Here is a 24,910-nt window from a genome sequence, read left to right on the forward strand (position 1 = left end):
CTTTCAGCACATGGTGTCGCCCGGTAGGCAGGGGGAGGTGTCGCACGCCTCCTCACCGCACAGGTTGTTCCTGACCACCTTCAGCAGCAGGGTCAGCTCCCCCGCCTGCTCCGGGCTCAGGCCGCCGGTCATCCGGCGGTGGACCTCCGCCAGGACGCGTTCGACCTCGGGACGCAGGGCGTCGCCCTTCGGAGTGCTGCTGACGATGCTGACGCGGCGGTTGGCGGGACTGGGCGCGCGGCTGACGAAGCCGCTGCGTTCGAGGCGCTGGAGGGTCTTGGTCATCGTGGACATGTCGATGCCGATGAGCCTGGCGAGCACGTTCTGCGGCTGCGGGCCGTACTCCCAGAGCAGGGTCAGGGTGCGTTCCTGGCCCGGGTAGAGGTCGAGTTCGGCCAGGAGACCGGCCATAAGCGTGCGGTGCCCTCGGGCGGCCTGGATCATCAGGCAGTTCAGGCTGTCAGGGCTTTCCTCCCAGGCTTCGACCCCCGCCGGTTCCTCGTCAAGCCGTGGAAGCGTCATCTCGTCCTCCTGTTCGACTCCAGCCTACTCCTTGCAAGTTGGTCGCCCAAGTTGTAGAACTAACTCTTGGCCGACCAAGTTGGTCGCCCAAGTTAGCCGACCATATTAGAATCCCGAAGGGATCAGCCATGCCGTTCTCCCCGTTCAGGCTCGGTGCCCTGGAACTGCCAAACCGCCTGGTCATGGCCCCCATGACCCGTTCCCGTGCCTACGTGGACGGCATCCCCTCCACGCTGACCGCCCTGTACTACGCGCAGCGCGCCTCGGCCGGTCTGATCGTCTCCGAGGGGGTGCAGCCGAGCGCGGCGGGCAAGGGATACATGGACACGCCGGGTCTGCACACCGACCACCAGGTCGCCGGATGGCGTGAGGTGACCGACGCCGTCCACGCGGCGGGTGGCCGGATCTTCGCGCAGCTCATGCACGCGGGCCGGGTCGGCCACCCGGACAACACCGGTGCGATCCCCGTCGCCCCGTCGGCCGTACGGTCGAGCGGCCAGATCTTCACCCCGAACGGCCCGCAGGACACGCCGATCCCCGTCGAACTGACCACCGAGGGGGTCGAGGCGACCGTCGGCGACTTCGCCGACGCCGCCCGCCGCGCGATCGACGCCGGGTTCGACGGGGTCGAGCTGCACGGGGCGAACGGCTATCTCATCCACCAGTTCCTGTCGCAGAACGCCAACCTGCGTCAGGACCGCTTCGGCGGCTCCGTCGAGAACCGCATCCGCTTCGCCGTCGAGACCGCGCGGGCCGTCGCGGACGCGATCGGCGCGCACCGGGTCGGCATCAGGATCTCCCCCGCGACCGGCATCCACGACCTGGCCGAGGAGGACGCGAACGAGGTCTACCCGGCGCTGCTGGCCGAGCTGGCCCACCTCGACCTGGTCTACCTGCACCACCTGGCGGGCGGTTCGGCGGAGTTCGACGGGCGGGTCCGCGCGCTGTGGCCGAACGCGCTCATCGTCAACGACCCCGCGAGGAACGACCCCTCCGACTCCGTCGCCCACTGGCTCGCCCAGGGCGCCGACCTGGTCTCCCTGGGCAAGTCGTTCCTGGCCAACCCCGACCTGCCGGTGCGCCTGCGCCTCGGCGCTCCGCTGAACGAGCCCGACCTCTCCAAGGCCTTCGGCGGCGACCACACCGGCTACACCGACTACCCGGCGCTCGCCCTGCACCCGGCCTGACGGCCCTCCGTCACACGTGGACCGTGGTGATCGGCAGCGAGGAGTCGGCGGGGATGTCCAGCGGGGAGGGGGAGATCCCCGCCGCGACCAGGTCGGAGCCGAGCGTGGCCACCATCGCCCCGTTGTCGGTGCACAGGCCGGGCCGGGGGACGCGCAGCCGTACACCCGCGGCGTCGCAGCGCTCCTGGGCCAGGGCCCGCAGCCGGGAGTTGGCGGCCACGCCACCGCCGATCAGCAGGTCGCGCACGCCGTGCTCCCGGCAGGCCAGCAGGGCCTTGTGGGTCAGCACGTCGACCACGGCCTCCTGGAAGGAGGCGGCCACGTCCGGCACGTGGATCGTCTCACCGGCGCGCTCCCTGGCCTCGACCCAGCGGGCGACGGCGGTCTTCAGCCCGGAGAAGGAGAAGTCGAGTGTCCCGTCGTCGTGCTTGCCCCTGGGGAAGGCGATGGCCGTACCCGAGCCGCCGCCCGCCACCCGGTCGATGTGGGGACCTCCGGGGAAGGGCAGGCCGAGCACCCGGGCCACCTTGTCGAAGGCCTCTCCGGCGGCGTCGTCGACGGTCGAGCCCAGCGGGATGACCTCCTTGGCGACGTCGGGCACCAGCAGCAGCGAGGAGTGACCGCCGGAGACCAGCATCGCGATGCAGGGCTTGGGCAGGGCGCCGTGTTCGAGCTGGTCGACCGCCACGTGGGCGGCCAGGTGGTTCACGCCGTACAGGGGCACGCCAAGTCCGAGCGAGTAGGCCTTGGCGGCGGCGACGCCGACGAGCAGGGCGCCCGCCAGGCCCGGGCCCGCGGTCACCGCGATCGCGTCGATGTCGGTCAGACGCAGACCCGCCTGGTCGAGGGCGCGCTCGATGGTCGGGGTCATCGCCTCAAGGTGGGCCCGTGAGGCGACCTCGGGCACGACGCCGCCGAACCGGGCGTGCTGCTCGACGCTTGAGGCGATCGTGTTGGCCAGCAGGGTGTGCCCCCTGACGATGCCGATCCCGGTCTCGTCACAGGAGGTCTCGATGCCCAGCACCAGGGGTTCGTCACGCATTGAGGTCCTTCTTCATCATGATCGCGTCGGTGCCGTCCTCGTAGTAGCGGCGGCGCAGGCCGATCCGCTCGAATCCGAACCTCTCGTAGACGGCCTGGGCGCCGGAGTTGTCCGCACGCACCTCAAGGAAGACCGACGTGGCGCCACGCCGTACGGCCTCGGTGAGCAGCTCGGTCAGCATGGCCCCGCCGATCCCGGCCCGGCGGTGGCCCTCGGAGACGGCGATGGTCTGCACGTCCGCCTGGTCCCCCGCCGCGTAGAGCCCGGCGTAGCCGACGATCTCCTCGCCGACGACGGCGACCACGTAGTGCCTGGTCCTGGGCTGGTCGTCCAGCTCGCCGCGGAGCATGCCCTCGCTCCAGGCGTCCAGCGGGAAGGTCTCCCGCTCGACCTTCATCACCTCGGGCAGGTCGTCGTGGGTCATCGGGCGCAGGACCACGCTCACGCGGAGACCCTCTTCGGCGGCGCGGGCACCTGGGCGTCGGGACGGCGCAGGTAGATCGGCCTGGGCAGGCTCAGCACGGGGTGCGTGCCGCTCTCCACGACCTCCGCGACGTCGGGCCGGCCGAGCTGTTCGGCGGCCAGCGCCGCCATCGCCCCGGCGAAGGGGTACTCGGGCGCGTCGAGCAGCCGGGAGGCGCCGACGACCTCGGCGTACATCCGCGCGCCCGCGCCGACGAGCGGCAGGTCCGCGGGCAGGTCCTGGGGTTTGTCCACGGCGGGGCCGGACAGACGGGTCCGCCGGTCCTCGTAGTGACCCCAGAAGACCTCCTTGCGGCGGGCGTCCGTGGCCACGAGGAAGGGCTCTTCGAGCCCGCTGCCGTAGGCCACGGCGTCGAGCGTGCACAGGCCGTAGGCGGGCACGCCCAGCGAGGTCGCCAGGGCCTGGGCGGTGACCAGGCCGACCCGCAGCCCGGTGTAGGGACCGGGGCCGGAGCCCGCGACGACGGCCGTGACGTCGGCGAGGACGACACCGGCCTCCCGCAGGACCGTCTCGATCGTGGGAACGAGCAGCTCGCCGTGCCGACGGGCGTCAACCGTCGTCGACTCGGCCAGGACCCTCTCGCCGTCGTGCAGCGCTGCGGTGACGGCGGGGGTCGCGGTATCAAAGGCCAGGACCAGCACGAACAGTTAGCCTAGTCCGTCTCGGATCGGGTCAGGTCCTCGCTTCGACGAGCGCGCGTCGATCCGCGCGCCGACCTGGCCGGCCGCTCCGTCCCGGATCAGGTCTTCGCCTTGACGAGGGTGGCGTAGACGATGACGTTGTCGCGGTACTCGTGCTTGTCCCAGTCGAAGGTGCCGCCGCAGGTGATGAGCCTCAGGCCGTCCTCCAGATAGACCTTGTCCGCGGGGAAACGGTCCTTGCTGGTCTGCTCGATGGAGTCCACACGGTACTGGGCGACCTTGCCGTCGCTGCGCACGACCTTGATCGCCTGCCCGGCCCGCATCTGCTTGAGCTTGTAGAAGACGGCCGGGTCGGTCTTGGTGTCGACGTGCCCGAGGATCACCGCCGAACCGGGGTCGCCGGGGACGGCGCTCTCCTTGAGCCATCCGGCCTCGTCCGGCCTGTCGAACGGCGGCAGGTCGATCTGGCCGTCCGTGACGCCGAGTTTCATCAGGGGCGCCTCGATGCCCAGCGAGGGGATGTCGAGGCGCTTGGGCACGACCGCGGCGCGGGCGGGGGTCTCGTCCCGGTCGCCCCTGTTGATCGCGACCATGACGAAGCCGGTGACGAGCCCGGCGACGACGATCCGGGTCCAGCGGGAGGAGGCCATCGGTTACCGCTACGAGCGGCGACGCCGTACGACGAGGTAGCCCGCTCCGCCGGCCAGGGCGACGGCGAGCAGTGCCCCGGTCGTGCCGAGCGGCATGCCCGAACCGTCGTTCGGACCGCCCGCGGCGGTGCCTCCGCCGCCGGTCGCCGGGCCGTGGGTCGAGATGATCGTGCGGGTCGGCTTCGGGCGCGAGGTCGGCTTCGAGCTCGACTCTCCGTCGGAGACGATCCTCAGGCTCGCCTTGCCGGTGTCGTTGGTGCCCTCGCACCGGGTGTTGACGTCGTAGACGCCCGTCTTGGCGCCGTCGGCGACGGTGGCCTGGCCGCGGACCCAGGGGCGCGCGGCGGGCGTGCCGGTCGCGGAGGCGGAGGGGCTCGGAGTCGCCAGGATCGGCTCAAGAGTGATCGCGGCGCTGAAGACCTCGGCGGAGGCGGTTCCCCGGTGTTCCGGGCCGCCCTCGGGGATGGGGCAGTTGGCCAGCACCCACACCTTCTGCCCGGCCTTGGCGCGGGCGGGCTGGAGCTGGACCTCGATGTCCTGCCTGCTGATCGTGGTCCGATCCGCCACGGGTGAGGTGTTCCCGTTCGTGCCCTCCGTGGTGGGCTGGGCCGAGCATCCGGCCACTCCGAAGAGGGCGGCAGCCCCCAGAACCGCGACACGCTTCACCCTTGGCACCCGTCGCACTCCACTTCGCAGTCCGGCCGACGACCCTGGCTCGGCTTAACTTCCCGCCTGATCCCCATTAAACATGGACATAACCGCATGGTCGATCTTCGGTCCCGATCATCTATCCCAAGTGGGATGTGATGCCAGAGTGCCAGGATTCCCGGGCCTACGGGGGTGAATCAGACAACGCCCTCCCAGCGAGCGCCGACGCCGCGCAGCCGTACGGTCCGTTCCTCGGTCTCGCCCGCGGCCTCGGCGCGCTCGACGCTGATCTCAAGGCGGTCCTCGGTCAGCCCCTCGACCAGGCCCTCACCCCACTCGACGACCGTCACCGAGTCTTCGAGGGAGGCGTCCAGGTCGAGGTCGTCGACCTCCAGGTTCCCGCCGAGACGGTAGGCGTCGGCGTGCACCAGCGCGGGGCCGCCGGACAGCGAGGGGTGGACCCTGGCGATGACGAAGGTCGGGGAGGTGATCGGCCCGCGCACCTTCAACCCCTCCGCGATCCCCTGGACCAGGGTCGTCTTGCCCGCGCCCAGCGGCCCGGAGAGCACCGCGAGGTCTCCCGCGCGCAACAGCCCGGCCAGTTCGACGCCCAGCTCGCGCATCTCCTCCGCGGTCGCCACGACTCTCACCGGTTCGTCTCCTCTGTGTCCGCGGGCTCCGTGCCCCCTGGTTCGGCCGCCGCCCGCTTGAGCAGGTCGCGCAGCGCGTCGTTGACGACGGTAGGCCGTTCGAGCTGGATCAGGTGCGAGGTTCCGGGAACCTCGGTGAGCTGGGCCCGTGGCAGCGCGGCGGCGATGGCCCTGCTGTGCTCGATCGGCGTCAGCCAGTCCTTGTCCCCCACGATGATGGAGGTCGGCACGTCGTCCAGGACGCCGAGCGCGCCCAGTTTGTCGTGCGACATCAGCGCGGGGTAGAAGTCGGCGATCACCTCGAACGGCGTCGAGCGGATCATCGACTCGGCGAAGTCGACCACCGTCGGGCTGACGTTCTTCGGGTCGCCGAAGCCCAGGTGACGCAGCAGCAGGAAGGCCACGTCGTTGCCCGCCTGCCGCCCCTTGTCGACCAGCGCGCCGCCCCTGCCGAGCAGGGCGACCGTGCCGGGGGTGACCCTGTGCACCGCCCTCGACAGCAGCGCGGGAAGCCCCAGGGAGATCTCGGCCAGCTTGCCCGCCGAGGTGGAGATCAGCGCGACGCCCCTGACCTTGTCGCCGAACAGGTCGGGGTGGCGTTCGGCGAGCGCCATGACGGTCATCCCGCCCATGGAGTGGCCGACCAGGACGCACGGGCCGGGCACAAGCTCCTCGATCACCTCGGCCAGGTCGTCGCCGAGCCGGTCGATCGTGCACCCCTCGGCGCCCGCGTGCGGCGAGCGCCCGTGCGCCCGCTGGTCCCACAGGACCAGACGGTGGGAGTCGCGCAGGTCACGCCGCTGGTAGTGCCAGGAGTCCAGGTTGAGCGTGTAGCCGTGGCAGAGCACCACGGTGAGCGGGGAGTCCTCGACGCCGTCCACCTCGGCGTAGAGGCCGACGCCGTCGGAGGTGGTGACCCGGACCGGCTCACCGCGCAGCTCGCCGAGGGGCTCGCTCATCTCCAGGTCGGGGCGGAGCCTGATGCGCCCGACCGCGTACCGCTTGGCGAGGGCCGCGGCGGCCACCCCGGCGGACGCGGCGCCGACGACGGCTCCCGCGATGCCGACCCTGCGCCGTGCGGTGTTGCTCATGCGACCCCCAGCCGTGCCTTTCAGTGGTAAACGCGCGGAACCCGCGATCCGATCCTGGTCACGATCTCATGTGTGATCGTGCCAAGGGAATCCGCCCACTCCTGCAGGGTCGGCTCGCCCAGCGACCCGTCACCGAAGACGATGACCTCGTCGCCCTCGGTCAGCGGGTCGTCCCCGACGTCGATGACGAACTGGTCCATGCAGACCCGCCCGGCGACCCGGTGCCGCCTGCCGCCCGCGAACACCTCCGCGAGGTTGCCCGCGTGCCGCATGATGCCGTCGGCGTAGCCGAGGGGGACCAGGCCGAGCGTGGTCTCGCGCCCGGTGAGGTAGGTGTGGCCGTAGGAGACCCCGGCGCCCGCGGGCACCCGCTTGGCCATCGCGATCCGCGCGACCAGGGTCATCGCGGGCCGCAGCCCGAAGTCGCCCATCTCGGGGATGGGGCTCAGCCCGAAGACCGCCAGGCCGGGGCGGACCATGTCGTAACGCGCCCTGGGCAGGGTCAGCACCGCCGCGGAGTTGGCCAGGTGCCGGATCACGTGCGAGCCGCCGATGCCCGCCCGCTTCGCGACCGCCACGGCGTCGTCGAAGGCGTCGATCTGGATGTCGATGGACGGATGGCCGGGCATGTCGGCGCAGGCGAGGTGCGACCAGAGTCCGACGACCTCGACGGTGCCCTCGACCTGTCGTTTCATGGCACGCTCCACGAGCGCCGGCCACTCCGCGCCGCAGGCGCCGCCCCTGCGGATGCCGGTGTCCACCTTCAGGTGCACCCTGGCCGTCCTGCCCGTACGGCCCGCGGCCTCGGCGATGGCGTCCACCAGCCACACGGCGCCCGCCGACAGGTCGATCCCCTGGACGATCGCCTCCTCAAGGGGCTCGCCCGGCGGGATGATCCACGCCATGACCGGCGCCGTGATCCCCTCGGCCCGCAGTGCCAGCGCCTCACGGATGTAGGCGGTGCCGAGGCGGGTCGCGCCCCCCGCGAGACTGGCCCTGGCGGAGGCGGCGAGGCCGTGGCCGTAACCGTCGGACTTGACCACGGCCATGGTCTCCGCACCCTGAGAGCGCTCCCTCAGCAAGGCCACGTTTTCCCTGATGGCGGAGAGGTTCACCCTCGCCTCGGCAGGGGTCATCGGCATGCTCATTCCCCCAGTCTCCCAGGTCAGCGGTCTAACCTATGCCAAAGGCACCTCTTTTGGGACGTTTCCGGCGACGCATCATCGCCCCGGCAGGGGGCCGGGACGAGGTGTTCACCTGCCCTCCCGACCCTGTCCGAAACCCCCGCCTATCTCGACCGGAAACCGGGTTCGAGGAGAGACCGCAGCACGCCCTGGACGGCCTCAAGAACGTCCCAGGCCGACAGGGGGCCGTCCGCGCCCGCCAGGCCGTGCAGATGGGCGGCGCACGAGGCCGCGTCGTAGGGGTCGAGTCCGGCTGCCAGCAGCGTCCCCGCGATCCCGGCGAGCACGTCCCCGGTGCCCGCGGTCGCCAGCCACGGGCTGCCGGTGAGGTTCACCCTGACCGGCAGGCCGTCCCGCGCCACGAGCGTGGTCGAGCCCTTGAGCAGCACGGTCACGCCCAACTCCGCCACCGCCCGCCGTACGTGGTCCAGGGGGTCGGCCTCGATCCGCTCCCTGGGCACGCCGAGCAGCCGCGACAGCTCCCCCGCGTGCGGGGTGACCAGCACCGGGGCCGTACGGCGCAGCAGCGACCTGTCCTGGGCGACCAGCGTCAGCGCGTCGGCGTCGACGAGCACGGGCACCTCGCTCGCCAGCACGGCGCGGACGACCTCCAGCGACTCCGGTCCCGTCCCGAGGCCGGGACCGAGCACCCACGCCTGCACCCGGCCGACCTCGCCGATCCCCTGCCCCGGCCCCAGCTCTGTGATCACCGCCTCCGGCCAGCGGGCGCGCACCTGCGCCACCGGCTCGGCGACCCCGGCGTAGCGGACCATACCCGCCCCCGACCTGACGGCCCCGCCGACGGCCAGCACCGCGGCCCCGGTGTAGCCGTGGCTCCCCGCCGCGACGCCGACCACCCCCCTGCGGTACTTGTCGGACGTGGCGTCCGGCCTGGGCAGCAGCGCGGCCACGTCGGCACCGGTCAGCGCGGTCACCTCGGGCTCCGGTGTGTACGGCCCGAGCCCGATGTCGACGAACTCCACCCGTCCCGCGTGACGCGCCCCCGGGCTGACGAGCAGCCCGGGCTTGTAGGTGCCGAAGGTGACCGTGACGTCCGCCTCGACCGCCTCCCCCTCGACCCACCCCGTGGTGGCGTCGACCCCGCTCGGCACGTCCACGGCGACGACCAGGGGCCCGTCGCCCGCGGCCCGTCCCGAGGCCTCCCGGGTCAGCCCGGCCAGCGTCGAGTACGGCTCACGCGGCGCCCCCGTTCCGCCGATGCCGAGCAGGCCGTCCATGACCAGGTCGGCCGCCCCGAGCAGCGCGCGCGCCCGCTCCCGCCACCCGTCCTGGGCCGCCCTGATGTCGAGGACGCGTCCCCCGGCGCGGCGCAGGGCCGCCAGGCCCGCCTCGTGGACCCGGGTCCCGGCCAGGACCGCCTCGACCCTGGCCCCCCTGGCCGCCAGGCGGGCCCCGGCGAACAGGGCGTCGCCCCCGTTGTCCCCCGAGCCGACCAGCAGCACGACCCGCGAGCCGTACACGCCGCCGAGCAGCGCCGCGCAGGTCACGGCGAGGCCGGTCGCGGCCCGGTCCATGAGCGTGCCGTGGGGCAGCTTCGCCATCAGGGCCGCCTCGGCCGTCCTGACCTGATCGGAGGTGTGAGCGCTGAGCATGATCCGACGGTATCCCGTCCGGCCCGCGTCACACCGTGAGGCCGTACGGTCAGCCCTCGGCGATCACGTAGGCGACGGCCACACCCCCGTCGTGCGTCAGCGACACGTGCCACCGGACGACGCCCAGGGCCACGGCGACCTCGGCGACCGCGCCGTGGACGCGCAGCTCCGGCCTGCCGTACGCGCCGGAGAGCACCTCGGCGTCGAGGTGGCTCAGCCCCGGAGGGGCGCCGAGGGCCTTGGCGACGGCCTCCTTGGCCGCGAACCGCGCCGCCAGGGACCGTACGGCCAGCCCGCGCTCGGCCTCGGTGAACAACCTGGCCCGCAGGGAGGGCGTCCTTTCGAGCGACGCCGCGAACCGCGCGACGTCCACGACGTCGACCCCGATGCCTACGATCACGGTTCCAGGCTAGGGTCTGTCCCCGGTACCCACTTTCCCACCCCGGCAATCCATGGATGTTATCCACAGGTTGTGGACACATCCTCCATGGCCAGATATGTCGGTCTCCGCTTCTAAGGTGATCACATGCTCTCGCTGGCCGTCGTGGCCGTCCTGATGGCCTTCGCGGCCCGTTACTGGTCGGGTCCGGTCCATCCGCAGCGGATCACGGCGTTCGCCAGGCGCCACGCGCTGGCGATCACCCCCGGCGCCGAACCGGTCGTCCGGCACTACCTGCGGACCACCCGCGTGTGGCGGGCCCCGGGGCTGGTCGCGGGGCTCTTCCTCACGATGCCCATGATTCCCTTCATCGATCTGGGTCTGCCGTTCGGGATGTCGATCGACCCGTTCAGCGGCTGGTTCCTCGGGGTGCTCGGAGCCGAGCTGGCGATCGGCTCCAGACGGGTTCCGGGGCCGGTCGCGGCCGTCACCGCCCCGCCCCGGCTGCTGTCCCCCCAGGCCCGCGCCTTCCTGTACGGCGGCGCCGCACTGAGCGCGGCGAGCCTGCTGATCGGGATCGGCGTCGCCCTCACGGGAACCCCCTCCCCCGCCCTGCCCTGGACGGGGGTCGGCGCCGCCGTCACGGGTGGAACGCTGCTCCTGGTCCGCTCCCTGCGACTGCGCCCGATCCCGGCGGCCCCGGCCGACGTGGTCGCGGCCGTGCTCGCCACCCGGTCCCGGTCGGCCCACACGCTGGCCACGGGCAACGCGGTCTTCGCCTACGCCTGGGGCCTGGTCGACGTCCCCATGACCGCCTGGGGCGACCTGCCGGTGGGCGTCGTGGGCCTGCCCCTGGTGGTCGGCGCCTTCCTCACGGGCACCCGGCAGTGGGCGATCACCGTGGGGCCCCCGGCTACTCGACCGTGACGGACTTGGCCAGGTTGCGGGGCTGGTCCACGTCATGACCCTTGGCCGTGGCCAGCTCGCAGGCGAAGACCTGCAACGGCACGGTGGCCACCAGCGGCTGCAGCAGGGTCGGCACCGCCGGGACACGGATCAGCGTGTCGGCGTACGGCTCGACCGAGGTGTCGCCCTCCTCGGCGACGACGATGGTCTTGGCCCCCCTGGCCCTGATCTCCTGGATGTTGGAGACGATCTTCTCGTGGGTCACCCGCTGACCGGACGGCGAGGGCACCACGACCACGACGGGCAGTCCCCGCTCGATCAGCGCGATCGGCCCGTGCTTGAGCTCTCCGGCCGCGAAGCCCTCGGCGTGCATGTAGGCGAGTTCCTTGAGCTTCAGCGCCCCCTCAAGGGCGACGGGGAAGCCGACGTGACGGCCCAGGAAGAGCACGCAGCGCTCGTCGGCCAGGGAACGGGCCAGCTCCCTGACCGGCTCCATCGTGGAGAGCACCTCCTCGACCCGCGCGGGCATCTCCCACAGCCTCGCGACGATCTGGGAGATCTCGTCGCCGAACTTGGTCCCCCTGACCTGGGCGAGGTAGAGCGCGACCAGGTAGCAGGCCACGAGCTGGGTGAGAAAGGCCTTGGTCGAGGCGACGGCGATCTCCGGGCCCGCGTGGGTGTAGAGGACGGCGTCCGCCTCACGCGGGATCGTGGACCCGTTCACGTTGCAGATGGCCAGCACCCGGGAGCGCTGTTCGCGGGCGTGCCGTACGGCCATCAGGCTGTCCATCGTCTCCCCGGACTGGCTGATCACGATGATCAGCGTGTCGCGGGTGAGGATCGGGTCGCGGTATCTGAACTCGCTGGCCAGCTCGACCTCGCACGGGATGCCCGCCCAGTGTTCGATGGCATATTTCGCGATAAGTCCGGCGTGGTAGGAGGTGCCGCACGCGATCACGATGATCTTGTTGATCTCCCGCAGTTCCTCGGCGGACAGCCGTACCTCGTCCAGCGTCAGCAACCCGTCCACATCGATCCTGCCCAGCAGCGTGTTCGCGACCGCCCGGGGCTGCTCGGCGATCTCCTTCAGCATGAAGTGGTCGTAGCCGCCCTTCTCCGCCGCCGAGGCGTCCCAGTTCACGTGGTAGTCCCGCGTCGGGACGGGACGGCCCTCGAAGTCGGTGACCGTGATCTCGTTGGCGCGCAGTCGTACCACCTGGTCCTGGCCGAGCTCGATCGCCTCCCGGGTGTGGGCGATGAAGGCCGCCACGTCGGAGCCGATGAAGTTCTCCCCCTCACCGCGCCCGACGACCAGCGGTGAGTTGCGGCGGGCGCCGACCACCGTGTCCGGCTCGTCGACCGAGACGGCCAGCAGCGTGAAGGCCCCCTCAAGACGCCGGCAGGTACGGCGCATCGCCTCGGCCAGCCCCAGGTCGGCGAACTCCTCCAGCATGTGCGCGACCACCTCGGTGTCGGTCTCCGAGTCGATCTTGTGGCCGTTGTCCTCAAGCTCGGCCCGCAGCTCGGCGAAGTTCTCGACGATGCCGTTGTGGATGACCGCGATCCGCTCGTGGCAGTCGGTGTGCGGGTGGGCGTTGCGATCGGTCGGCGCGCCGTGGGTGGCCCACCTGGTGTGCCCGATCCCGGTCGTCACCGGCGGCACCGGGTACCCCGCCAGGCTGGAGCGCAGGTTGGCCAGCTTGCCCGCCCGCTTCTCGACGGTGAGCTCCCCGTCGGTCCCGACGAGGGCGATCCCCGAGGAGTCGTATCCCCGGTACTCCAACCGCCCCAGCCCCTCGACGACCACGTCGACGGCCCGCCGCCCGCCGACGTACCCCACGATTCCGCACATGGGATCCCCCTTTCGTCCGAACGAGATAGGGAGAACGTGCCCGCAGGCTCGGGATTCCCGCCCGGTATCGGGCAAAGCCGTCCCCACCGAAAGGCACTTTTGACCGATCAGTAGGCTTCGGAGCTATGGCCAACGGGTTGGACGGCACGCCGTATGTGGAGCTGAGCCGCAAGCAGTGGGGCGAGCTCCGCAAGAACACGCCGCTGACGCTCACCGAGGAGGAGCTCGCGGAGCTGCGCGGCGTCGACGACCCGATCGACCTGGCCGAGGTCACCGACATCTATCTGCCGCTCACCCGGCTGCTCAACCTCCACTTCACCGGGGCCAGGCAGCGCGGCGCGGCGGTCAGCACCTTCCTCGGCGCCGGGCAGCGGCCCTCGCCGTACATCCTGGGCATCGCGGGCAGTGTCGCGGTCGGCAAGTCGACCACCGCCAGGCTGCTGCACACCCTGCTGGCCCGCTGGCCCGAGCACCCCAGGGTCGACCTGGTCACCACTGACAGCTTCCTGTACCCGAACACGGTGCTCACCGAGCGGGACATCATGCACAGGAAGGGCTTCCCCGAGAGCTACGACCGGCGGGCCCTGGTGCGCTTCGTCGCCGACGTCAAGGCCGGTCTGCCCGAGGTCAGCGCCCCGGTCTACAGCCACCTTGAGTACGACATCGTCCCCGGCGCGGTGCAGACCGTGCGCAGGCCGGACATCCTCATCGTCGAGGGTCTCAACGTCCTGCAACCGGCTCCTCCGACGGCGCTGGCCGTCAACGACTACTTCGACTTCTCCATCTACGTGGACGCCAAGGTCGAGCACATCCGTGACTGGTACGTCGACCGCTTCCACAAGCTGCGCCGTACGGCCTTCGAGGACCCCAAGTCCTACTTCAGGCACTTGGCCGAGCTGTCCGAGGAGGAGGCGACCGCCTTCGCCAAGGACATCTGGCGCGACATCAACGAACGCAACCTGGTCGAGAACATCGCCCCCACCAGAGGCCGCGCGGGCCTGGTCCTCTACAAGGGCCCCAACCACTCCGTCCGCCGCGTACGGCTACGCCGCATCTGACACCGGAGAGCCTGACCCTGTGAGCTTCGGGAATTTCGCCCGCAGGGTGCGTGACACCACGCTGCCCTACCGTTGGCGCGTGTCGGCGCTCCGTTCCTGCGTGCAGCTGTACCGGCCCCTCGGCTTCAACGCGACGCTGAGCTTCCTCGAATCACGGGCCGGGAGGTTCCAGCGCGACGAGGCGGCGCTGCTGCGTGCCCTCGGCCTCATCGAGGCCAGCCGCGCCGCCTGGCATGCCGAACTCCACGCCTACGCGGCCAGGCGCCGCAGGGCCAAGCGACAGGGCCGGCGATCTCCGGGTGCGGGGGACCCGAATCCCCACTTCCAGGCTCGTTGGTACTGGTACGGCGCTCCCCGGGAGGCCGCGCTGCACGCGTTGTGGTTCTGGCACCGACGAAACCTGCCTCTCCCGACGTCCTCCACCGACCCGGTCCTCCTGGAGGTCGGCAGGTACGTCAGCGAGTGCCTGGACTCCGGCGCCGTGCTCACGACGGAGCGGTGCGAGCTCCTGGGAACCCGGCTGAGCGAGCTTGAGCGCGATCCGCGGTCATGGGACCTCCTGCCGGTCATCCGGCATGTCGAGGTGGCCACCGGTCTGCGGCCGCGGACGAGCCGACCGGCAAGTCGGACCTGACGCCGGAGAACGTCACTCCTGGCCCGTCAGGTGGTTCTCCCAGGCCCAGGCCAGGATCCCTACCCGGTTGCGTACGCCCAGTTTGGTCTGGACGCCTGACACGTGTCCCTTGACGGTGCTCAGCGCGATGAACAGTTCGTCGGCGATCTCCTGGTTGGTGCGCCCCCTGGCGATCGCCCGCACGACCTCGACCTCCCGCGCGGTCAGGGAGTGCGCCGGGGACTCCCCGGTCGTGATCCGGGCGCCCCGGGTGGCGAGGTGACGCAGCAGCCGCAGTGTGATCGACGGTGAGATGAGCGCGTCCCCGGCGTACGCGGCCCGCACCGCCTCGACCAGCAGGGACGGACCGGCGTCCTTCAACACGAACCCCGCCGCGCCGCAGCGCAACGCGCCGTGGACGTACTCGTCCAGGTCGAACGTGGTGACCATGACCACCCTGGGCGGGGCCTCGGCCAGGGCGCGGGCCACCTCGATCCCGTCGAGGCGGGGCATCTGGACGTCCACCAGGCACACGTCAGGGCGCGTCCTGCGGGCCCGCTCGATCGCCTCGACGCCGTCGCCCGCCTCGGCGACCACAGTGATGTCGGGCTGGTCCTCAAGGATGATCCGCAGACTGGCCCGGATCATCGGCTGGTCGTCGGCCAGCAGCACCCGGATGGTCATGGACGCCCTTCCAAGAGCGCGGGCGGCTTCGAGGACGCGGGTGACGTCATCGGCGTCCACCCGTGGGAACGGTGGCACGGACGGACCAGCCCGGCCCCGGGCGGGGACCCACGGTCAGGGTGCCGCCGACGGCTTCGAGGCGTTCGCGCATCCCGATGAGGCCGTACCCGGCACGACGAAGGCGGGCGGGCGCCCGTGAGGCGTCGTCCGTGACCTCGACGGTGACGACGGCGTCCGCCTGGGTGATGTCGACGGCGACCGTGCCCGCGTGCCGGGCGTGCCGGGCGACGTTGGTCAGCGACTCCCGTACGACCCGGTACACGGTGCCGCTCACCTCGGGCGGCCAGCCGGACGGCTCGGCCTCCAGCCGCAGACGCACCCGGCCCTTGAGGCCCTCGAAGCCCTCGACCAGTTCGTCGAGCCGTTCGTGGCCGACGGGAGCGCCGTCACGCAGGAGACCGACCACGCGGCGGGTCGCCGCCAGGGCCTCGGAACCCGCGGTCTCGATGTCGGCCAGGGAGCCCTCCGTCCTCTCCGGGTGCTTACGGGTGACGAGCCGGGCCGCCTGAGCCTGGAGCACGATGCCGGCGATGTGGTGGGCGGCGACGTCGTGCAGCTCCCTGGCCAGCTCAAGGCGCTCGGCACGCCGTATCCGCTCGACGACGGCACGGCGGCGGACGGCGAGCAGCCGGAAGGTCAGGCCGGTCGCCAGGCCGGTGAACCAGACCAGGCCGCCCAGCACCGGTACGGCCGAGCCGGGATGAGCCAGGAGACCGCCCGCCACCACGGCCAGGCCCCCGACGGAGACGCCGCAGGCCGTACGGACGGGGAGCGTCCTGACCGCGGAGCCGGCGAGCACCGCCAGACCGAGGGAGGCGGCCGGACCGGGTTCCGCCGGCAGGTGGACGAGCCCGCTGACGAGGACGGCGAGCGCCGCCACGGCCAGGCCCGCGACGGCGGTCCTGAGCGGGTCGCGGCGGCGGGCCAGGGCGAGCGCGCACACCGACGCGCCGGTGACCGCGTCCAACGGCCAGTGCCCCGCGCCCCAGCTGTCGGCGATCCGGTACGCCTGGAAGGCGACGGCCGCCGCGAACACGATGCCGGACACAGTGCCGAGCCCGGCGCCGGCCAACGCCCTGAGCCGATCGGGTGCCTGCACGGTGTCCAAGGCTAGGAGAGGGGGCCACCCGGCCGGTACCGGCCGAAAGTACCGTTCCGGCCCTGCTTTGCGCCGATGTGAGAGGCGGGTCGTGGTCCGCAGGATGAGGCCCCATGTCATATGAACTCCGTCAGCGACGTCCGCGGATCGCGGCGCTGGACGTGATCCGCGGATTCGCGCTGTGCGGGATCCTGCTGGCCAACGTCCAGCCGATCGCCAACGCGGGCAGAACAGTCATCCTGGAGGGACAGGCGAGTCCCACGGACCTCTGGCTGGGTCTGTTCGTCGAGCAGCGCTTCTATCCGATCTTCTCGCTGCTGTTCGGCGTCGGGTTCTCGCTGCTGCTGAACTCGGCCGGGGAGCGAACCGCCCGGCCCCGGCTCCTGCTGACACGCAGGTTGCTGGCCCTGCTCGCCATGGGGGTGGCGCACCATCTGCTCCTCTGGGAGGGCGACATCCTGGCCGTCTACGCCCTCGTCGGACTGGTGGTGCTGCTGCCCTCGACCTGGTTGCCCCGATGGGCGGTGGCGGGGCTCGCGGCCGTACTCCTCACGGGCGCGCTGGCCCTGGCCGGTGGGCCGTTCTCGCTGGTGCCGGGACTCTTCCTGCTGGGTTCCGCGCTGACCCGGTACGGGGTGACCGACCGGATCGAGCGCTCGACCCGGGTCCCCGCGGCGCTCGGCCTCCTCCTGGCCGTGCTCGCGGTGCCCGTGGTGTGGCTGCAGGTCAGGGAGGTACGGTTCACCCTCACCCTGGCGTTGGCGGGTCTGCTGATCGCGGGCGTGTACGTCTGCGGGACGCTCGTGCTGCTCAGGACACCGCTGCGGGCCGTACTGGAGAGCGTCTTCGCGCCGCTGGGACGGATGGCGCTGACCAACTACCTGACCGCCACCGTGCTCGTCCTGGCGGCCACCCGGCTGGTTGGCGGGGTTCCGCAGGAGTGGTCGACGGCCACGGTCCTGGCGATCGCGGGCGTCATCATCGCCGTCCAGTGGGTGTGGTCGGCGCTCTGGCTCAGCCACTACCGTCAGGGACCGGTCGAGTGGCTGTGGCGATGGATCACCTGGGCCCGCCGTCCCGCCCTACGCGCCTCGTGACCACGGTGCCGAGAGGGTACGCGGCGCCCGCACTAGGGTTGCCCCGTGCTGCATTTGCGCGTGATCAGTCCCCCTGGACACACCGAGGACGTGCTCGGACTGCTCGACGACGCCGTCGGGGTGACCAACCTTGTCGTGCTGCCCGGTGTGGCCCGTTCCCCCAGGGGTGACCTGGTCCAGTTCGACGTCGCCAGGGAGGCCGCCAACGAGGTGATCGAACACCTCCAGCACCTCGGCCTGCGCGCGGAGGGCTCGATCTCCGCCGAGCAGATCGACCTGTCCATCTCCGAGGCGGCCGACCGCGCCGAACAGGAGGCCCCCGGCGAGAGCGACGACGCCGTGATCTGGTCGGAGCTCGCCACCCGGGTCGCCGCCGAGTCCAGGATCACCTGGGCCTTCCTCGCCTTCCTCGCGATCGCCACCCAACTCGCGGGCATCGGCGTCGTCACCGACTCACCGATCCTCATCGTCGGCGCGATGGTCCTCGGTCCCGAGTTCGGCGCCGTCGCCGCCATCTGCTTCGGCCTGCTGCGCCGTGACGGACGGCTGATCGCCGGAGCCCTGCGCGCGCTGGCCGTCGGCTTCGCCTTCGCCATCGCGGTCACCCTCGCCTGCGCCCTGGTCTCCCGGGGACTCGGCTGGATCGGGCCGTCCAGCCTCAGCCGGCACGACGAGATCGAGTTCATCGTCAAACCCGACCGGTGGTCGTTCATCGTGGCGCTGCTGGCGGGCGCGGCCGGGGTGCTCTCGGTCACCGCGGGCAAGTCGTCCGCCCTGGTCGGCGTCTTCATCTCGGTCACCACCGTCCCGGCCGCCGGATACTTCGCGGTCGCCGCCTCCCTGGCCCGCTGGGACGACATGACCGCCTCCGTCATCCAGCTCGCGGTGAACATCGCGGGCATGATCATCGCCGGTACGGCCACGCTCCTCGCCCAGCGGGCCTACTGGGCGAGGTTCGGAGTACGGCTGCCCGCACGGCCCCGCCGGGGGACACCCTGGGAAAAGCCCTGAGAGACAGACGTCCCGACCGAACTTTCGGACGATGCGCCACTCGTCCGTGTGGGTGAGGAATTACCCCCATCCGCTAGGTAGGGTCCGAGCATGACCATCCTCGCCACCGAGGGACTAACCAGACGCTTTCCCCGGGTGACGGCGCTCGACCAGCTCACCGTGAGCGTGGGTCCCGGCGTCACCGGCCTGGTCGGCGCCAACGGCGCGGGCAAGTCCACTCTCATCAAGATCCTGCTGGGCCTGCTCGACCCCTCCGCGGGGAGGGCGCAGGTGCTCGGCATGGACGCCACGACCCAGGGCGCCGAGATCCGCCGGGTCGTCGGTTACATGCCGGAGCACGACTGCCTGCCCCCCGACGTGTCCGCCACCGAGTTCACGGTGCACATGGGGCAGATGTCCGGCCTGCCGCGTACGGCCGCCAGAGAGCGCGCCGCCGACGTGCTGCGCCACGTGGGCCTGTACGAGGAGCGCTACCGCGTGATGGGCGGCTACTCGACCGGCATGAAGCAGCGGGTCAAGCTGGCCCAGGCGCTGGTGCACGACCCCCGCCTGGTCTTCCTCGACGAACCGACCAACGGTCTCGACCCCCAGGGCCGCGACGAGATGCTCGCGCTGATCCGCAGGATCGGCACCGAGTTCGGCATCAGCGTGCTGGTGACCTCCCACCTGCTGGGCGAACTCGAACGCGTCTGCGACCACGTCATCGTGATCGACGGCGGCAGGCTGCTGCGCTCCTCCTCGATCGCGGAGTTCACCCAGACCACCCAGACGGTCACGGTCGAGGTCGAGGAGGGCCGCCAGGCGCTGGCCGCCCGCCTGACCGAGCTGGGCGAGACCGTCGCCGAACACGGCCGGGCCCTCCTGGTCCAGGTCCGCGCGCCGGAGACCTTCGACACGCTCCGCGACGCCGTCTGCGACCTCGACCTGTGCCTGGTCCGCATGGAGCAGGGGCGCCAGCGCATCGAGGACGTCTTCAGAGAGCCGGTCAGCAGGGAGTCCGCCGATGTCTGAGCCGACGGGCGTCATCCACGACATCGGATACCGCCACTACGACGGGGTACGGCTCGGCCGCAGGCACGCCACCGTGGCGCTGGCCGTGCACAGCCTGCGCGGGGTGTTCGGCCTCGGCCGTACCGCACGGGCGAAGATCATCCCCTTCCTCATCGTGGGCGCCATGATGCTGCCCGCGGTCGTCTCCATCGCGGTCATGGCACTGCTGCGGCAGAGCGTGATGACCTACACCTCCTACGGCGTCACCATGCAGGCGGTGCTGGCGGTCTTCCTGGCCTCGCAGTCGCCGTACGCCGTGGCGCCCGACCTGCGCTTCCGGGTGCTGCCGCTCTACCTGTCCCGCCCGGTGACGCTGTGGGACTACGTCGGCGCGAAGCTCGCGGCGATGGTCACGGCGATGTTCCTGCTGCTGGCCGTACCGCTGACCGTGCTCTACATCGGTGAGCTGGTCGTCGACATGCCGGACTCCTCGCCCACCGGCAACTACCTGACGGCCATGGCCGGGGCGTTCGTCTACGCGCTGCTGCTGTCCTGTGTCGGCGTGGCCATCGCCTCCTTCACCCCGCGCCGCGGCCTCGGGGTGGCCTCCGTCATCGCGTTCTACCTGCTCACCTCGGCGGTCTCGACCCTCGTCTCGGCGACCATGGAGTCGGTGAACAACTACACCGCCTCCGGCTGGGCGTTGATGATCAACCCGTTCTTCCTGGTCGACGCGGCGGTGCACGTCGGAATCTTCGGCGCCGCCCCCTCCTCCCCCGTCGTCTACCCGAGCGGTGGCGGCGCCGTCGCGCTGCAGTCGCTGGTGGTGGTCGCGCTGATCGCCCTGTCCGTGATCGCCCTGGTCACCCGCTACCGGAAGGCGGCCGCGCGATGAACATCGAACTGGCCCAGGTCTCCCGCTGGTACGGCAACGTGGTGGCCGTCAACGACGTCACCATGACCGTCGGTCCCGGCGTCACCGGCCTGCTCGGCCCCAACGGGGCGGGCAAGTCCACGCTGCTGCACATGATGGCCGGATTCCTGGCCCCCTCCGGCGGCACCGTGACCCTCGACGGCGTCAAGATCTGGCGTAACCACGAGGTCTACCGCTCCATCGGCCTGGTCCCCGAGCGCGAGGCCGCCTACGGCTTCCTGACCGGCTGGGAGTTCGTGCTGTCCAGCGCCAGGCTTCACCGGCTGTCCGACCCCGAGGGCGCCGCCCGCAAGGCCGTCGCCACGGTCGAGATGGAGACCGCCGCCGAACGCAGGATCGAGACCTACTCCAAGGGCATGCGCCAGCGGATCAAGGTCGCCGCCGCGCTCGTGCACGACCCCCAGGTGCTGCTGCTCGACGAGCCGTTCAACGGCATGGACCCACGCCAGCGCATGCACCTGATGGACCTGGTACGCGCCATGGGCGCCGCGGGCAAGACCATCCTGTTCAGCTCGCACATCCTGGAGGAGGTCGAGCGGGTCGCCCAGCACATCGAGGTGCTGGTCGCGGGCCGCCACGCGGCCACCGGCGACTTCCGTGAGATCCGCCGCAGGATGACCGACCGGCCCCACGTGTTCCGGGTCCGGTCGAGCGACGACAGACGGCTGGCCTCGGCCCTCATCGCCGACGGTTCCTCCAGTTCGGTCTCCCTCACCCAGACGGGCCTTGAGGTGCAGGCGGTCGACTTCCGGCGGTTCACCTGGCTGCTGCCCAGGGTCGCCAGGGACGCGGACGTGCGGATCTGGCAGATCTCCCCCGCCGACGAAGACCTGGAGAGCGTCTTCTCCTACCTGATCAACAGGAGCAGCTGACCCATGAACGCTGTCATCGCCGGAATCTCCTACCGCGCGCTGCTCGGCCGCAGAAGGATCTGGCTGCTGGTCCTGCTGCCGGTCCTGCTGATCGCCCTGGCCGTACTGCTGCGGATGATCAGCGGCGGAAGCGAGCGGATCGCGGTCGAGTTCATGCAGAAGTTCGCCCTCGGCGCCATCCTGCCCCTGCTCGGCCTGATCGCCGGGACCGGTGTGATCGCTCCCGAGATCGACGACGGAACGATCGTCCACCTGCTGTCCAAGCCGATCTCCCGCCCGGCCGTCGCGCGGACCAAGTTCCTCGTCGCCGCCTCCGTCCTGGCGGTGTTCGCCGCCGTGCCGACCCTCGTCGCGGCCTACCTGCTGGTCGGCTTCGAGTCCGGCATCGCGTTCGGCTTCGCGATCGGCGCCCTGGCCGGGGGCTTCGCCTACGCGGCGCTGTTCATGCTGCTCGGCGTCCTGACCAGGCACGCGGTGACGGTCGGCATCGCCTACGCGCTCATCTGGGAGGGCATGGTCGGCAACTTCGTCCCCGGTGCCAGGAGATACTCCATCCAGCAGTGGGCGCAGACCGTCGCCGACCAGGTCTCGTCCTCGTCGTTCCTGTCCAGCGACCTCACCATCGGCTTCGCCGCGACCGCCCTCCTGCTGATCACCGCCGGAGCCGTCCTCTGGGCAGGCCAGCGCCTACGCTCCTTCTCCCTGACCGGCGACGAGTAGGCGTCCCCGCGAGGCCTGCCGGAACCGTCGACGGGTCAGGGTCCCTGACGCACAACCGGGCCCCACTCGTGAGCCGTCCCGGGACGGTCCACGAGTGGGGCCCTTCTCTCCGTGTCATCACGCCGCCGCAGAGGCCGGGCAGGCCCGGATGTTCCGGTTCTCCCAACAATCCATCGGTCGCCCGCATCCAACCAGTGGTGGTAACCCGCAGAATCTGAGATGCGAAGGGGCCTGTTTCGTGTACATCGGTGAAAACGAGGGACCGGTAACACTTCTTTCGGCAGATACGAAACGCCACGCGGAGAACCGGCGATGATCGGGACCGTGCTCCGCACCGAGGAGCTCCCCGCCTCCGACCGGTTCGCCCGGTGGCACGAGACGACGTCGCGGGCCCTGGTGCCCGTCCTGGCGCGCAGCGACCAGGAGGCCGACTTCCGCGCCACCACACACGTGCTCGCCCTCGGCCCGGTGCAGGTGCACGTGATGACCTGCCCGCCCCTGCGTCTGTACCGCACCTCCGCGCTGGTCCGCCGGTCCGACCCCGAAACGTACTGCCTTTCGTTCGCCCGGCGTGGCGCGACACAGACGACCCAGTTCGACAGGCAGACGACCGCCGGCCCCTGGGAGATGTCGTTCTGCGACACCTCGCACCCCTATCACGGCCATATCGTCGCCGACCACACCGGCAGCTTCGAGGGCGTCGTCCTGCAGATCCCCAAGGCCGTGCTCCCGTTACCCGCCGACAGGCTCACCTCTCTCGCCGCCACCCTGCTGCCCGCCCGTAACGGTGTCGGCGCCCTGCTACGCCACCACCTGGAGGCGCTGGTACAGCACACCTCCGGCTACACCGCAGCCGACGCCACCCGCCTTTCTGCCGTCACCGTGGACCTGTTCGCCGCGGTGTGCGCCCACCACCTCGACACCGTCCTGCCGCCGGAGACCGACCGGCAGGTGCTGCAGAAGCGCATCCACGCCTTCATCCAGCGCAACCTCGGTGATCCCGCGCTGGGCGCCGAGGTCATCGCCTCCGCCCACCAGATCTCCGTGCGCCGCCTGTACCAGCTCTTCCAGGAACAGGGTCTGACCGTGGCCGCCTGGATCCGCCAACGCCGCCTGGAGCACTGCCACCGCGACCTGGCCGATCCCGCCCTGCGCTCCCAGCCGATCCACCTCATCGCCGCCCGCTGGGGCTTCGCCAGCAGCGCCCACTTCAGCCGTGCCTTCCGCGCCGCCTACGGCGTCTCCCCGATCGGCCACCGCTCATCGTCCGAACGGGCCGTGGCGTGGCCGTGACCCGAAGGCGCAGAAATCGCCAACGACAATCGCGGAATCCATCGATGACATATCAGCGATGAACCGAAAAGCCAGTCCCATGGCGCGCCACGGAACGCCTCAAGTACCGGAACACGGCCCTTGGGAAAGCGAAACAAGAAAGTCCGCGAAAGAGCCCCGGACGGCACGGCGATCCGGCGGCGCACCCCCGTGAACGGCGAAACGCCCGGCGCGCCAGGCGCGCCGGGCGACGATCGCCACGGCTCCGGCCCTCACGGACCGGCCGTCACATCCCTCAGACGCAGGCCGTACGGACGACGTCGGCCAGGTGGCCCGCCATCCGCTCGGCCTGCTCCGCGGAGGAGGCCTCGACCATGACGCGGATCATGGGTTCCGTGCCGCTCGGACGGATCAGCACCCGTCCGTTCTCCCCCAGCTCCAGTTCGACCGCGGCGACCGCCGCGGACAACTCGGGCGCGGAGGCCTTGGCGCGGTCCACATCCTTGACGTTGACCAGGATCTGCGGGAGCCGGGTCATCACCGAGGCGAGCTCGGCCAACGGCCTGCCCGTACGGGCCACGACCGACAGCAGGTGGAGTGAGGTCAGCAGACCGTCCCCCGTGGTGGCGTGGTCGAGCAGCAGGACGTGTCCCGACTGCTCCCCACCGAGGTTGTAACCACCGGCCCGCATGGCTTCGAGCACGTAACGGTCACCGACGGCCGTCTCGATCACGTCGATGCCCGCGTTCCGCATCGCGATCTTGAAGCCCAGGTTGGACATCACCGTGGCCACCACGGTGTCGCCGACCAGTTTGCCCTCCGCGTGCATGGAGGTGGCGAGGACCGCCATGATCTGGTCGCCGTCGACGACCTCTCCGGTGTGTGAGACCGCCAGGCAGCGGTCGGCGTCCCCGTCGTAGGCGATACCGAGGTCCGCCCCTCTGGAGACCACGACCTGCTGGAGCTTGTCCAGGTGGGTCGAACCGCAGCCCGCGTTGATGTTGAGACCGTCAGGACGGGTCCCGATGGTCTCGACGGTCGCCCCGGCTCTGCGCAGTGCCTCGGGCGCCACCATGTGGGCGGCCCCGTGCGCGCAGTCGAGGACGATGTTCAGGCCGTCCAACCGGCCGGAGACCGTGGACAGCAGGTGGGAGACGTAACGGTCGGCCTCGCCGTACGCCTCGCGGACACGGCCGACGTCCGAGCCGACGGGGCGGTCCCACTTCTCGCCGAGCCGTTCCTCGATCTCGTTCTCCACCGCGTCGGGCAGCTTGTAGCCGCCGCGGGTGAGGAACTTGATCCCGTTGTCCGGAGCGGGATTGTGGGAGGCAGAGATCATCACGCCCATGTCGGCTCCGAGAGCCGTGGTCAGATACGCGACCGCCGGGGTTGGCAGCACGCCGAGCCGGAGAACATCCACGCCAGACGACGCAAGGCCGGCGACCACAGCGGCCTCCAGGAACTCTCCTGAAGCCCGCGGGTCCCGGCCCACGACGGCGACCGGGCGGCCACGCCGCCCGACGCTGGCGTTGAACGCCCCGGCATCGCCGAGGGCATGAGCGGCCGCCACGGACAGGTCCATGGCGAGCTCGGCCGTGAGGTCGCGACCCGCGACCCCACGTACCCCGTCGGTGCCGAAAAGGCGCCCCAA

26 protein-coding genes are annotated in these 24,910 nt (G+C 71.0%); 11 read left to right on the forward strand and 15 right to left on the reverse strand.

Annotated features, from left to right (window positions below; all coding sequences use genetic code 11):
* Positions 1–3 precede the first annotated feature (3 nt).
* Positions 4–522 (reverse strand): MarR family winged helix-turn-helix transcriptional regulator, encoded by a 519-nt coding sequence (locus ABZ470_RS32730; protein ID WP_352015559.1) that lies wholly within the window; start codon positions 520–522, stop codon positions 4–6.
* A 128-nt stretch (positions 523–650) separates the two neighbouring features.
* Here ABZ470_RS32730 and ABZ470_RS32735 point away from each other — a divergent pair, with 128 nt between their 5' ends.
* On the forward strand, positions 651–1,709 hold the full coding sequence (locus tag ABZ470_RS32735) for an alkene reductase (RefSeq protein ID WP_362916304.1): 1,059 nt from the start codon (positions 651–653) through the stop codon (positions 1,707–1,709).
* Between the two features lie 10 nt (positions 1,710–1,719).
* Here ABZ470_RS32735 and tsaD read toward each other — a convergent pair whose 3' ends face one another.
* From tsaD to ABZ470_RS32785, 10 genes are all read right to left on the reverse strand, one after another.
* On the reverse strand, positions 1,720–2,751 hold the full coding sequence (tsaD, locus tag ABZ470_RS32740) for a tRNA (adenosine(37)-N6)-threonylcarbamoyltransferase complex transferase subunit TsaD (protein ID WP_352015561.1): 1,032 nt from the start codon (positions 2,749–2,751) through the stop codon (positions 1,720–1,722).
* Entirely contained in the window at positions 2,744–3,196 is a 453-nt protein-coding gene (gene rimI / locus ABZ470_RS32745) for a ribosomal protein S18-alanine N-acetyltransferase (protein WP_352015562.1), read from the reverse strand. The genes tsaD and rimI overlap by 8 nt, the downstream gene beginning before the upstream one ends.
* Positions 3,193–3,876 carry a tRNA (adenosine(37)-N6)-threonylcarbamoyltransferase complex dimerization subunit type 1 TsaB gene (tsaB, locus tag ABZ470_RS32750; protein WP_352015563.1) on the reverse strand — a complete coding sequence of 228 codons (684 nt, stop codon included), beginning with the start codon at positions 3,874–3,876 and terminating at the stop codon, positions 3,193–3,195. Before tsaB ends, rimI begins: the two co-directional genes overlap by 4 nt.
* Before the next feature lie 98 nt (positions 3,877–3,974).
* A complete protein-coding gene (locus tag ABZ470_RS32755) occupies positions 3,975–4,526 on the reverse strand; it encodes a class F sortase (RefSeq protein ID WP_352015564.1) in 552 nt (183 codons plus the stop codon).
* Positions 4,527–4,535: 9 nt separating this feature from the next.
* On the reverse strand, positions 4,536–5,192 hold the full coding sequence (locus ABZ470_RS32760; protein ID WP_362773171.1) for a hypothetical protein: 657 nt from the start codon (positions 5,190–5,192) through the stop codon (positions 4,536–4,538).
* A 179-nt stretch (positions 5,193–5,371) separates the two neighbouring features.
* The gene (tsaE, locus tag ABZ470_RS32765) at positions 5,372–5,824 is read right to left on the reverse strand and encodes a tRNA (adenosine(37)-N6)-threonylcarbamoyltransferase complex ATPase subunit type 1 TsaE (RefSeq protein ID WP_352015566.1); all 453 of its coding nucleotides are present in this window, start codon (positions 5,822–5,824) and stop codon (positions 5,372–5,374) included.
* Positions 5,821–6,915: an alpha/beta hydrolase gene (locus ABZ470_RS32770; protein WP_362916306.1), complete on the reverse strand. Its 1,095-nt coding sequence runs from the start codon at positions 6,913–6,915 to the stop codon at positions 5,821–5,823. The genes tsaE and ABZ470_RS32770 overlap by 4 nt, the downstream gene beginning before the upstream one ends.
* 20 nt (positions 6,916–6,935) lie before the next feature.
* The gene (alr, locus tag ABZ470_RS32775) at positions 6,936–8,057 is read right to left on the reverse strand and encodes an alanine racemase (protein ID WP_362916308.1); all 1,122 of its coding nucleotides are present in this window, start codon (positions 8,055–8,057) and stop codon (positions 6,936–6,938) included.
* Positions 8,058–8,203: 146 nt separating this feature from the next.
* Positions 8,204–9,712: an NAD(P)H-hydrate dehydratase gene (locus ABZ470_RS32780; protein WP_362916311.1), complete on the reverse strand. Its 1,509-nt coding sequence runs from the start codon at positions 9,710–9,712 to the stop codon at positions 8,204–8,206.
* Between the two features lie 49 nt (positions 9,713–9,761).
* Positions 9,762–10,112, reverse strand: coding sequence for a holo-ACP synthase (locus ABZ470_RS32785; RefSeq protein ID WP_352015570.1), 351 nt, complete (start codon positions 10,110–10,112; stop codon positions 9,762–9,764).
* 126 nt (positions 10,113–10,238) lie between these two features.
* On the opposite strand from ABZ470_RS32785, the gene ABZ470_RS32790 reads away from it, so the two are divergent.
* Positions 10,239–11,018, forward strand: coding sequence for a hypothetical protein (locus ABZ470_RS32790; RefSeq protein ID WP_362916313.1), 780 nt, complete (start codon positions 10,239–10,241; stop codon positions 11,016–11,018).
* Here ABZ470_RS32790 and glmS read toward each other — a convergent pair.
* Positions 11,005–12,849: a glutamine--fructose-6-phosphate transaminase (isomerizing) gene (gene glmS, locus ABZ470_RS32795; RefSeq protein ID WP_352015572.1), complete on the reverse strand. Its 1,845-nt coding sequence runs from the start codon at positions 12,847–12,849 to the stop codon at positions 11,005–11,007. The two genes, ABZ470_RS32790 and glmS, sit on opposite strands and share 14 nt — an antisense overlap.
* Positions 12,850–13,004: 155 nt before the next feature.
* Here glmS and coaA point away from each other — a divergent pair, with 155 nt between their 5' ends.
* Both coaA and ABZ470_RS32805 read left to right on the forward strand, forming a co-directional pair.
* Positions 13,005–13,907 (forward strand): type I pantothenate kinase, encoded by a 903-nt coding sequence (coaA, locus tag ABZ470_RS32800; RefSeq protein ID WP_352015616.1) that lies wholly within the window; start codon positions 13,005–13,007, stop codon positions 13,905–13,907.
* A gap of 19 nt (positions 13,908–13,926) precedes the next feature.
* A complete protein-coding gene (locus ABZ470_RS32805) occupies positions 13,927–14,541 on the forward strand; it encodes a hypothetical protein (protein ID WP_362916315.1) in 615 nt (204 codons plus the stop codon).
* A 12-nt stretch (positions 14,542–14,553) separates the two neighbouring features.
* Here ABZ470_RS32805 and ABZ470_RS32810 read toward each other — a convergent pair whose 3' ends face one another.
* Entirely contained in the window at positions 14,554–15,204 is a 651-nt protein-coding gene (locus ABZ470_RS32810; RefSeq protein WP_362916353.1) for a response regulator transcription factor, read from the reverse strand.
* A 46-nt stretch (positions 15,205–15,250) separates the two neighbouring features.
* Positions 15,251–16,363: a histidine kinase gene (locus ABZ470_RS32815; protein WP_362916317.1), complete on the reverse strand. Its 1,113-nt coding sequence runs from the start codon at positions 16,361–16,363 to the stop codon at positions 15,251–15,253.
* 113 nt (positions 16,364–16,476) lie between these two features.
* On the opposite strand from ABZ470_RS32815, the gene ABZ470_RS32820 reads away from it, so the two are divergent.
* The 7 genes from ABZ470_RS32820 (at position 16,477) to ABZ470_RS32850 (ending at position 23,280) form a co-directional block, all read left to right on the forward strand.
* Complete coding sequence (locus ABZ470_RS32820; RefSeq protein WP_352015574.1) at positions 16,477–17,460, forward strand: DUF418 domain-containing protein; 984 nt, start codon at positions 16,477–16,479, stop codon at positions 17,458–17,460.
* A 45-nt stretch (positions 17,461–17,505) separates the two neighbouring features.
* On the forward strand, positions 17,506–18,471 hold the full coding sequence (locus ABZ470_RS32825; RefSeq protein ID WP_352015575.1) for a DUF389 domain-containing protein: 966 nt from the start codon (positions 17,506–17,508) through the stop codon (positions 18,469–18,471).
* Positions 18,472–18,561: 90 nt separating this feature from the next.
* Positions 18,562–19,482 (forward strand): ABC transporter ATP-binding protein, encoded by a 921-nt coding sequence (locus ABZ470_RS32830; RefSeq protein WP_362916320.1) that lies wholly within the window; start codon positions 18,562–18,564, stop codon positions 19,480–19,482.
* Positions 19,475–20,356: an ABC transporter permease gene (locus ABZ470_RS32835; protein WP_352015577.1), complete on the forward strand. Its 882-nt coding sequence runs from the start codon at positions 19,475–19,477 to the stop codon at positions 20,354–20,356. The genes ABZ470_RS32830 and ABZ470_RS32835 overlap by 8 nt, the downstream gene beginning before the upstream one ends.
* Positions 20,353–21,267, forward strand: a complete 915-nt coding sequence (locus tag ABZ470_RS32840) for an ABC transporter ATP-binding protein (protein WP_352015578.1) — start codon at positions 20,353–20,355, stop codon at positions 21,265–21,267. Before ABZ470_RS32835 ends, ABZ470_RS32840 begins: the two co-directional genes overlap by 4 nt.
* Before the next feature lie 3 nt (positions 21,268–21,270).
* A complete protein-coding gene (locus tag ABZ470_RS32845) occupies positions 21,271–21,987 on the forward strand; it encodes an ABC transporter permease subunit (protein WP_362916322.1) in 717 nt (238 codons plus the stop codon).
* A gap of 312 nt (positions 21,988–22,299) precedes the next feature.
* A complete protein-coding gene (locus ABZ470_RS32850) occupies positions 22,300–23,280 on the forward strand; it encodes a helix-turn-helix domain-containing protein (RefSeq protein ID WP_362916324.1) in 981 nt (326 codons plus the stop codon).
* A 274-nt stretch (positions 23,281–23,554) separates the two neighbouring features.
* Here ABZ470_RS32850 and glmM read toward each other — a convergent pair whose 3' ends face one another.
* A complete protein-coding gene (gene glmM, locus ABZ470_RS32855) occupies positions 23,555–24,910 on the reverse strand; it encodes a phosphoglucosamine mutase (protein ID WP_362773207.1) in 1,356 nt (451 codons plus the stop codon).

Source organism: Streptosporangium sp. NPDC020072 (genome assembly GCF_040631445.1).
Lineage (GTDB): Bacteria > Actinomycetota > Actinomycetes > Streptosporangiales > Streptosporangiaceae > Streptosporangium.

What these genes read in the sequence shown, in the direction of transcription:
- ABZ470_RS32730 (WP_352015559.1), bottom strand. Translation starts at nt 522, where the DNA reads ATGACGCTTCCACGGCTTGACGAGGAACCGGCGGGGGTCGAAGCCTGG.
- ABZ470_RS32735 (WP_362916304.1), top strand. Translation starts at nt 651, where the DNA reads ATGCCGTTCTCCCCGTTCAGGCTCGGTGCCCTGGAACTGCCAAACCGC.
- tsaD (WP_352015561.1), bottom strand. Translation starts at nt 2,751, where the DNA reads ATGCGTGACGAACCCCTGGTGCTGGGCATCGAGACCTCCTGTGACGAG.
- ABZ470_RS32755 (WP_352015564.1), bottom strand. Translation starts at nt 4,526, where the DNA reads ATGGCCTCCTCCCGCTGGACCCGGATCGTCGTCGCCGGGCTCGTCACC.
- ABZ470_RS32770 (WP_362916306.1), bottom strand. Translation starts at nt 6,915, where the DNA reads ATGAGCAACACCGCACGGCGCAGGGTCGGCATCGCGGGAGCCGTCGTC.
- alr (WP_362916308.1), bottom strand. Translation starts at nt 8,057, where the DNA reads ATGCCGATGACCCCTGCCGAGGCGAGGGTGAACCTCTCCGCCATCAGG.
- ABZ470_RS32780 (WP_362916311.1), bottom strand. Translation starts at nt 9,712, where the DNA reads ATGCTCAGCGCTCACACCTCCGATCAGGTCAGGACGGCCGAGGCGGCC.
- ABZ470_RS32790 (WP_362916313.1), top strand. Translation starts at nt 10,239, where the DNA reads ATGCTCTCGCTGGCCGTCGTGGCCGTCCTGATGGCCTTCGCGGCCCGT.
- glmS (WP_352015572.1), bottom strand. Translation starts at nt 12,849, where the DNA reads ATGTGCGGAATCGTGGGGTACGTCGGCGGGCGGCGGGCCGTCGACGTG.
- ABZ470_RS32810 (WP_362916353.1), bottom strand. Translation starts at nt 15,204, where the DNA reads ATGACCATCCGGGTGCTGCTGGCCGACGACCAGCCGATGATCCGGGCC.
- ABZ470_RS32820 (WP_352015574.1), top strand. Translation starts at nt 16,477, where the DNA reads ATGTCATATGAACTCCGTCAGCGACGTCCGCGGATCGCGGCGCTGGAC.
- ABZ470_RS32830 (WP_362916320.1), top strand. Translation starts at nt 18,562, where the DNA reads ATGACCATCCTCGCCACCGAGGGACTAACCAGACGCTTTCCCCGGGTG.
- ABZ470_RS32835 (WP_352015577.1), top strand. Translation starts at nt 19,475, where the DNA reads ATGTCTGAGCCGACGGGCGTCATCCACGACATCGGATACCGCCACTAC.
- ABZ470_RS32840 (WP_352015578.1), top strand. Translation starts at nt 20,353, where the DNA reads ATGAACATCGAACTGGCCCAGGTCTCCCGCTGGTACGGCAACGTGGTG.
- ABZ470_RS32845 (WP_362916322.1), top strand. Translation starts at nt 21,271, where the DNA reads ATGAACGCTGTCATCGCCGGAATCTCCTACCGCGCGCTGCTCGGCCGC.
- ABZ470_RS32850 (WP_362916324.1), top strand. Translation starts at nt 22,300, where the DNA reads ATGATCGGGACCGTGCTCCGCACCGAGGAGCTCCCCGCCTCCGACCGG.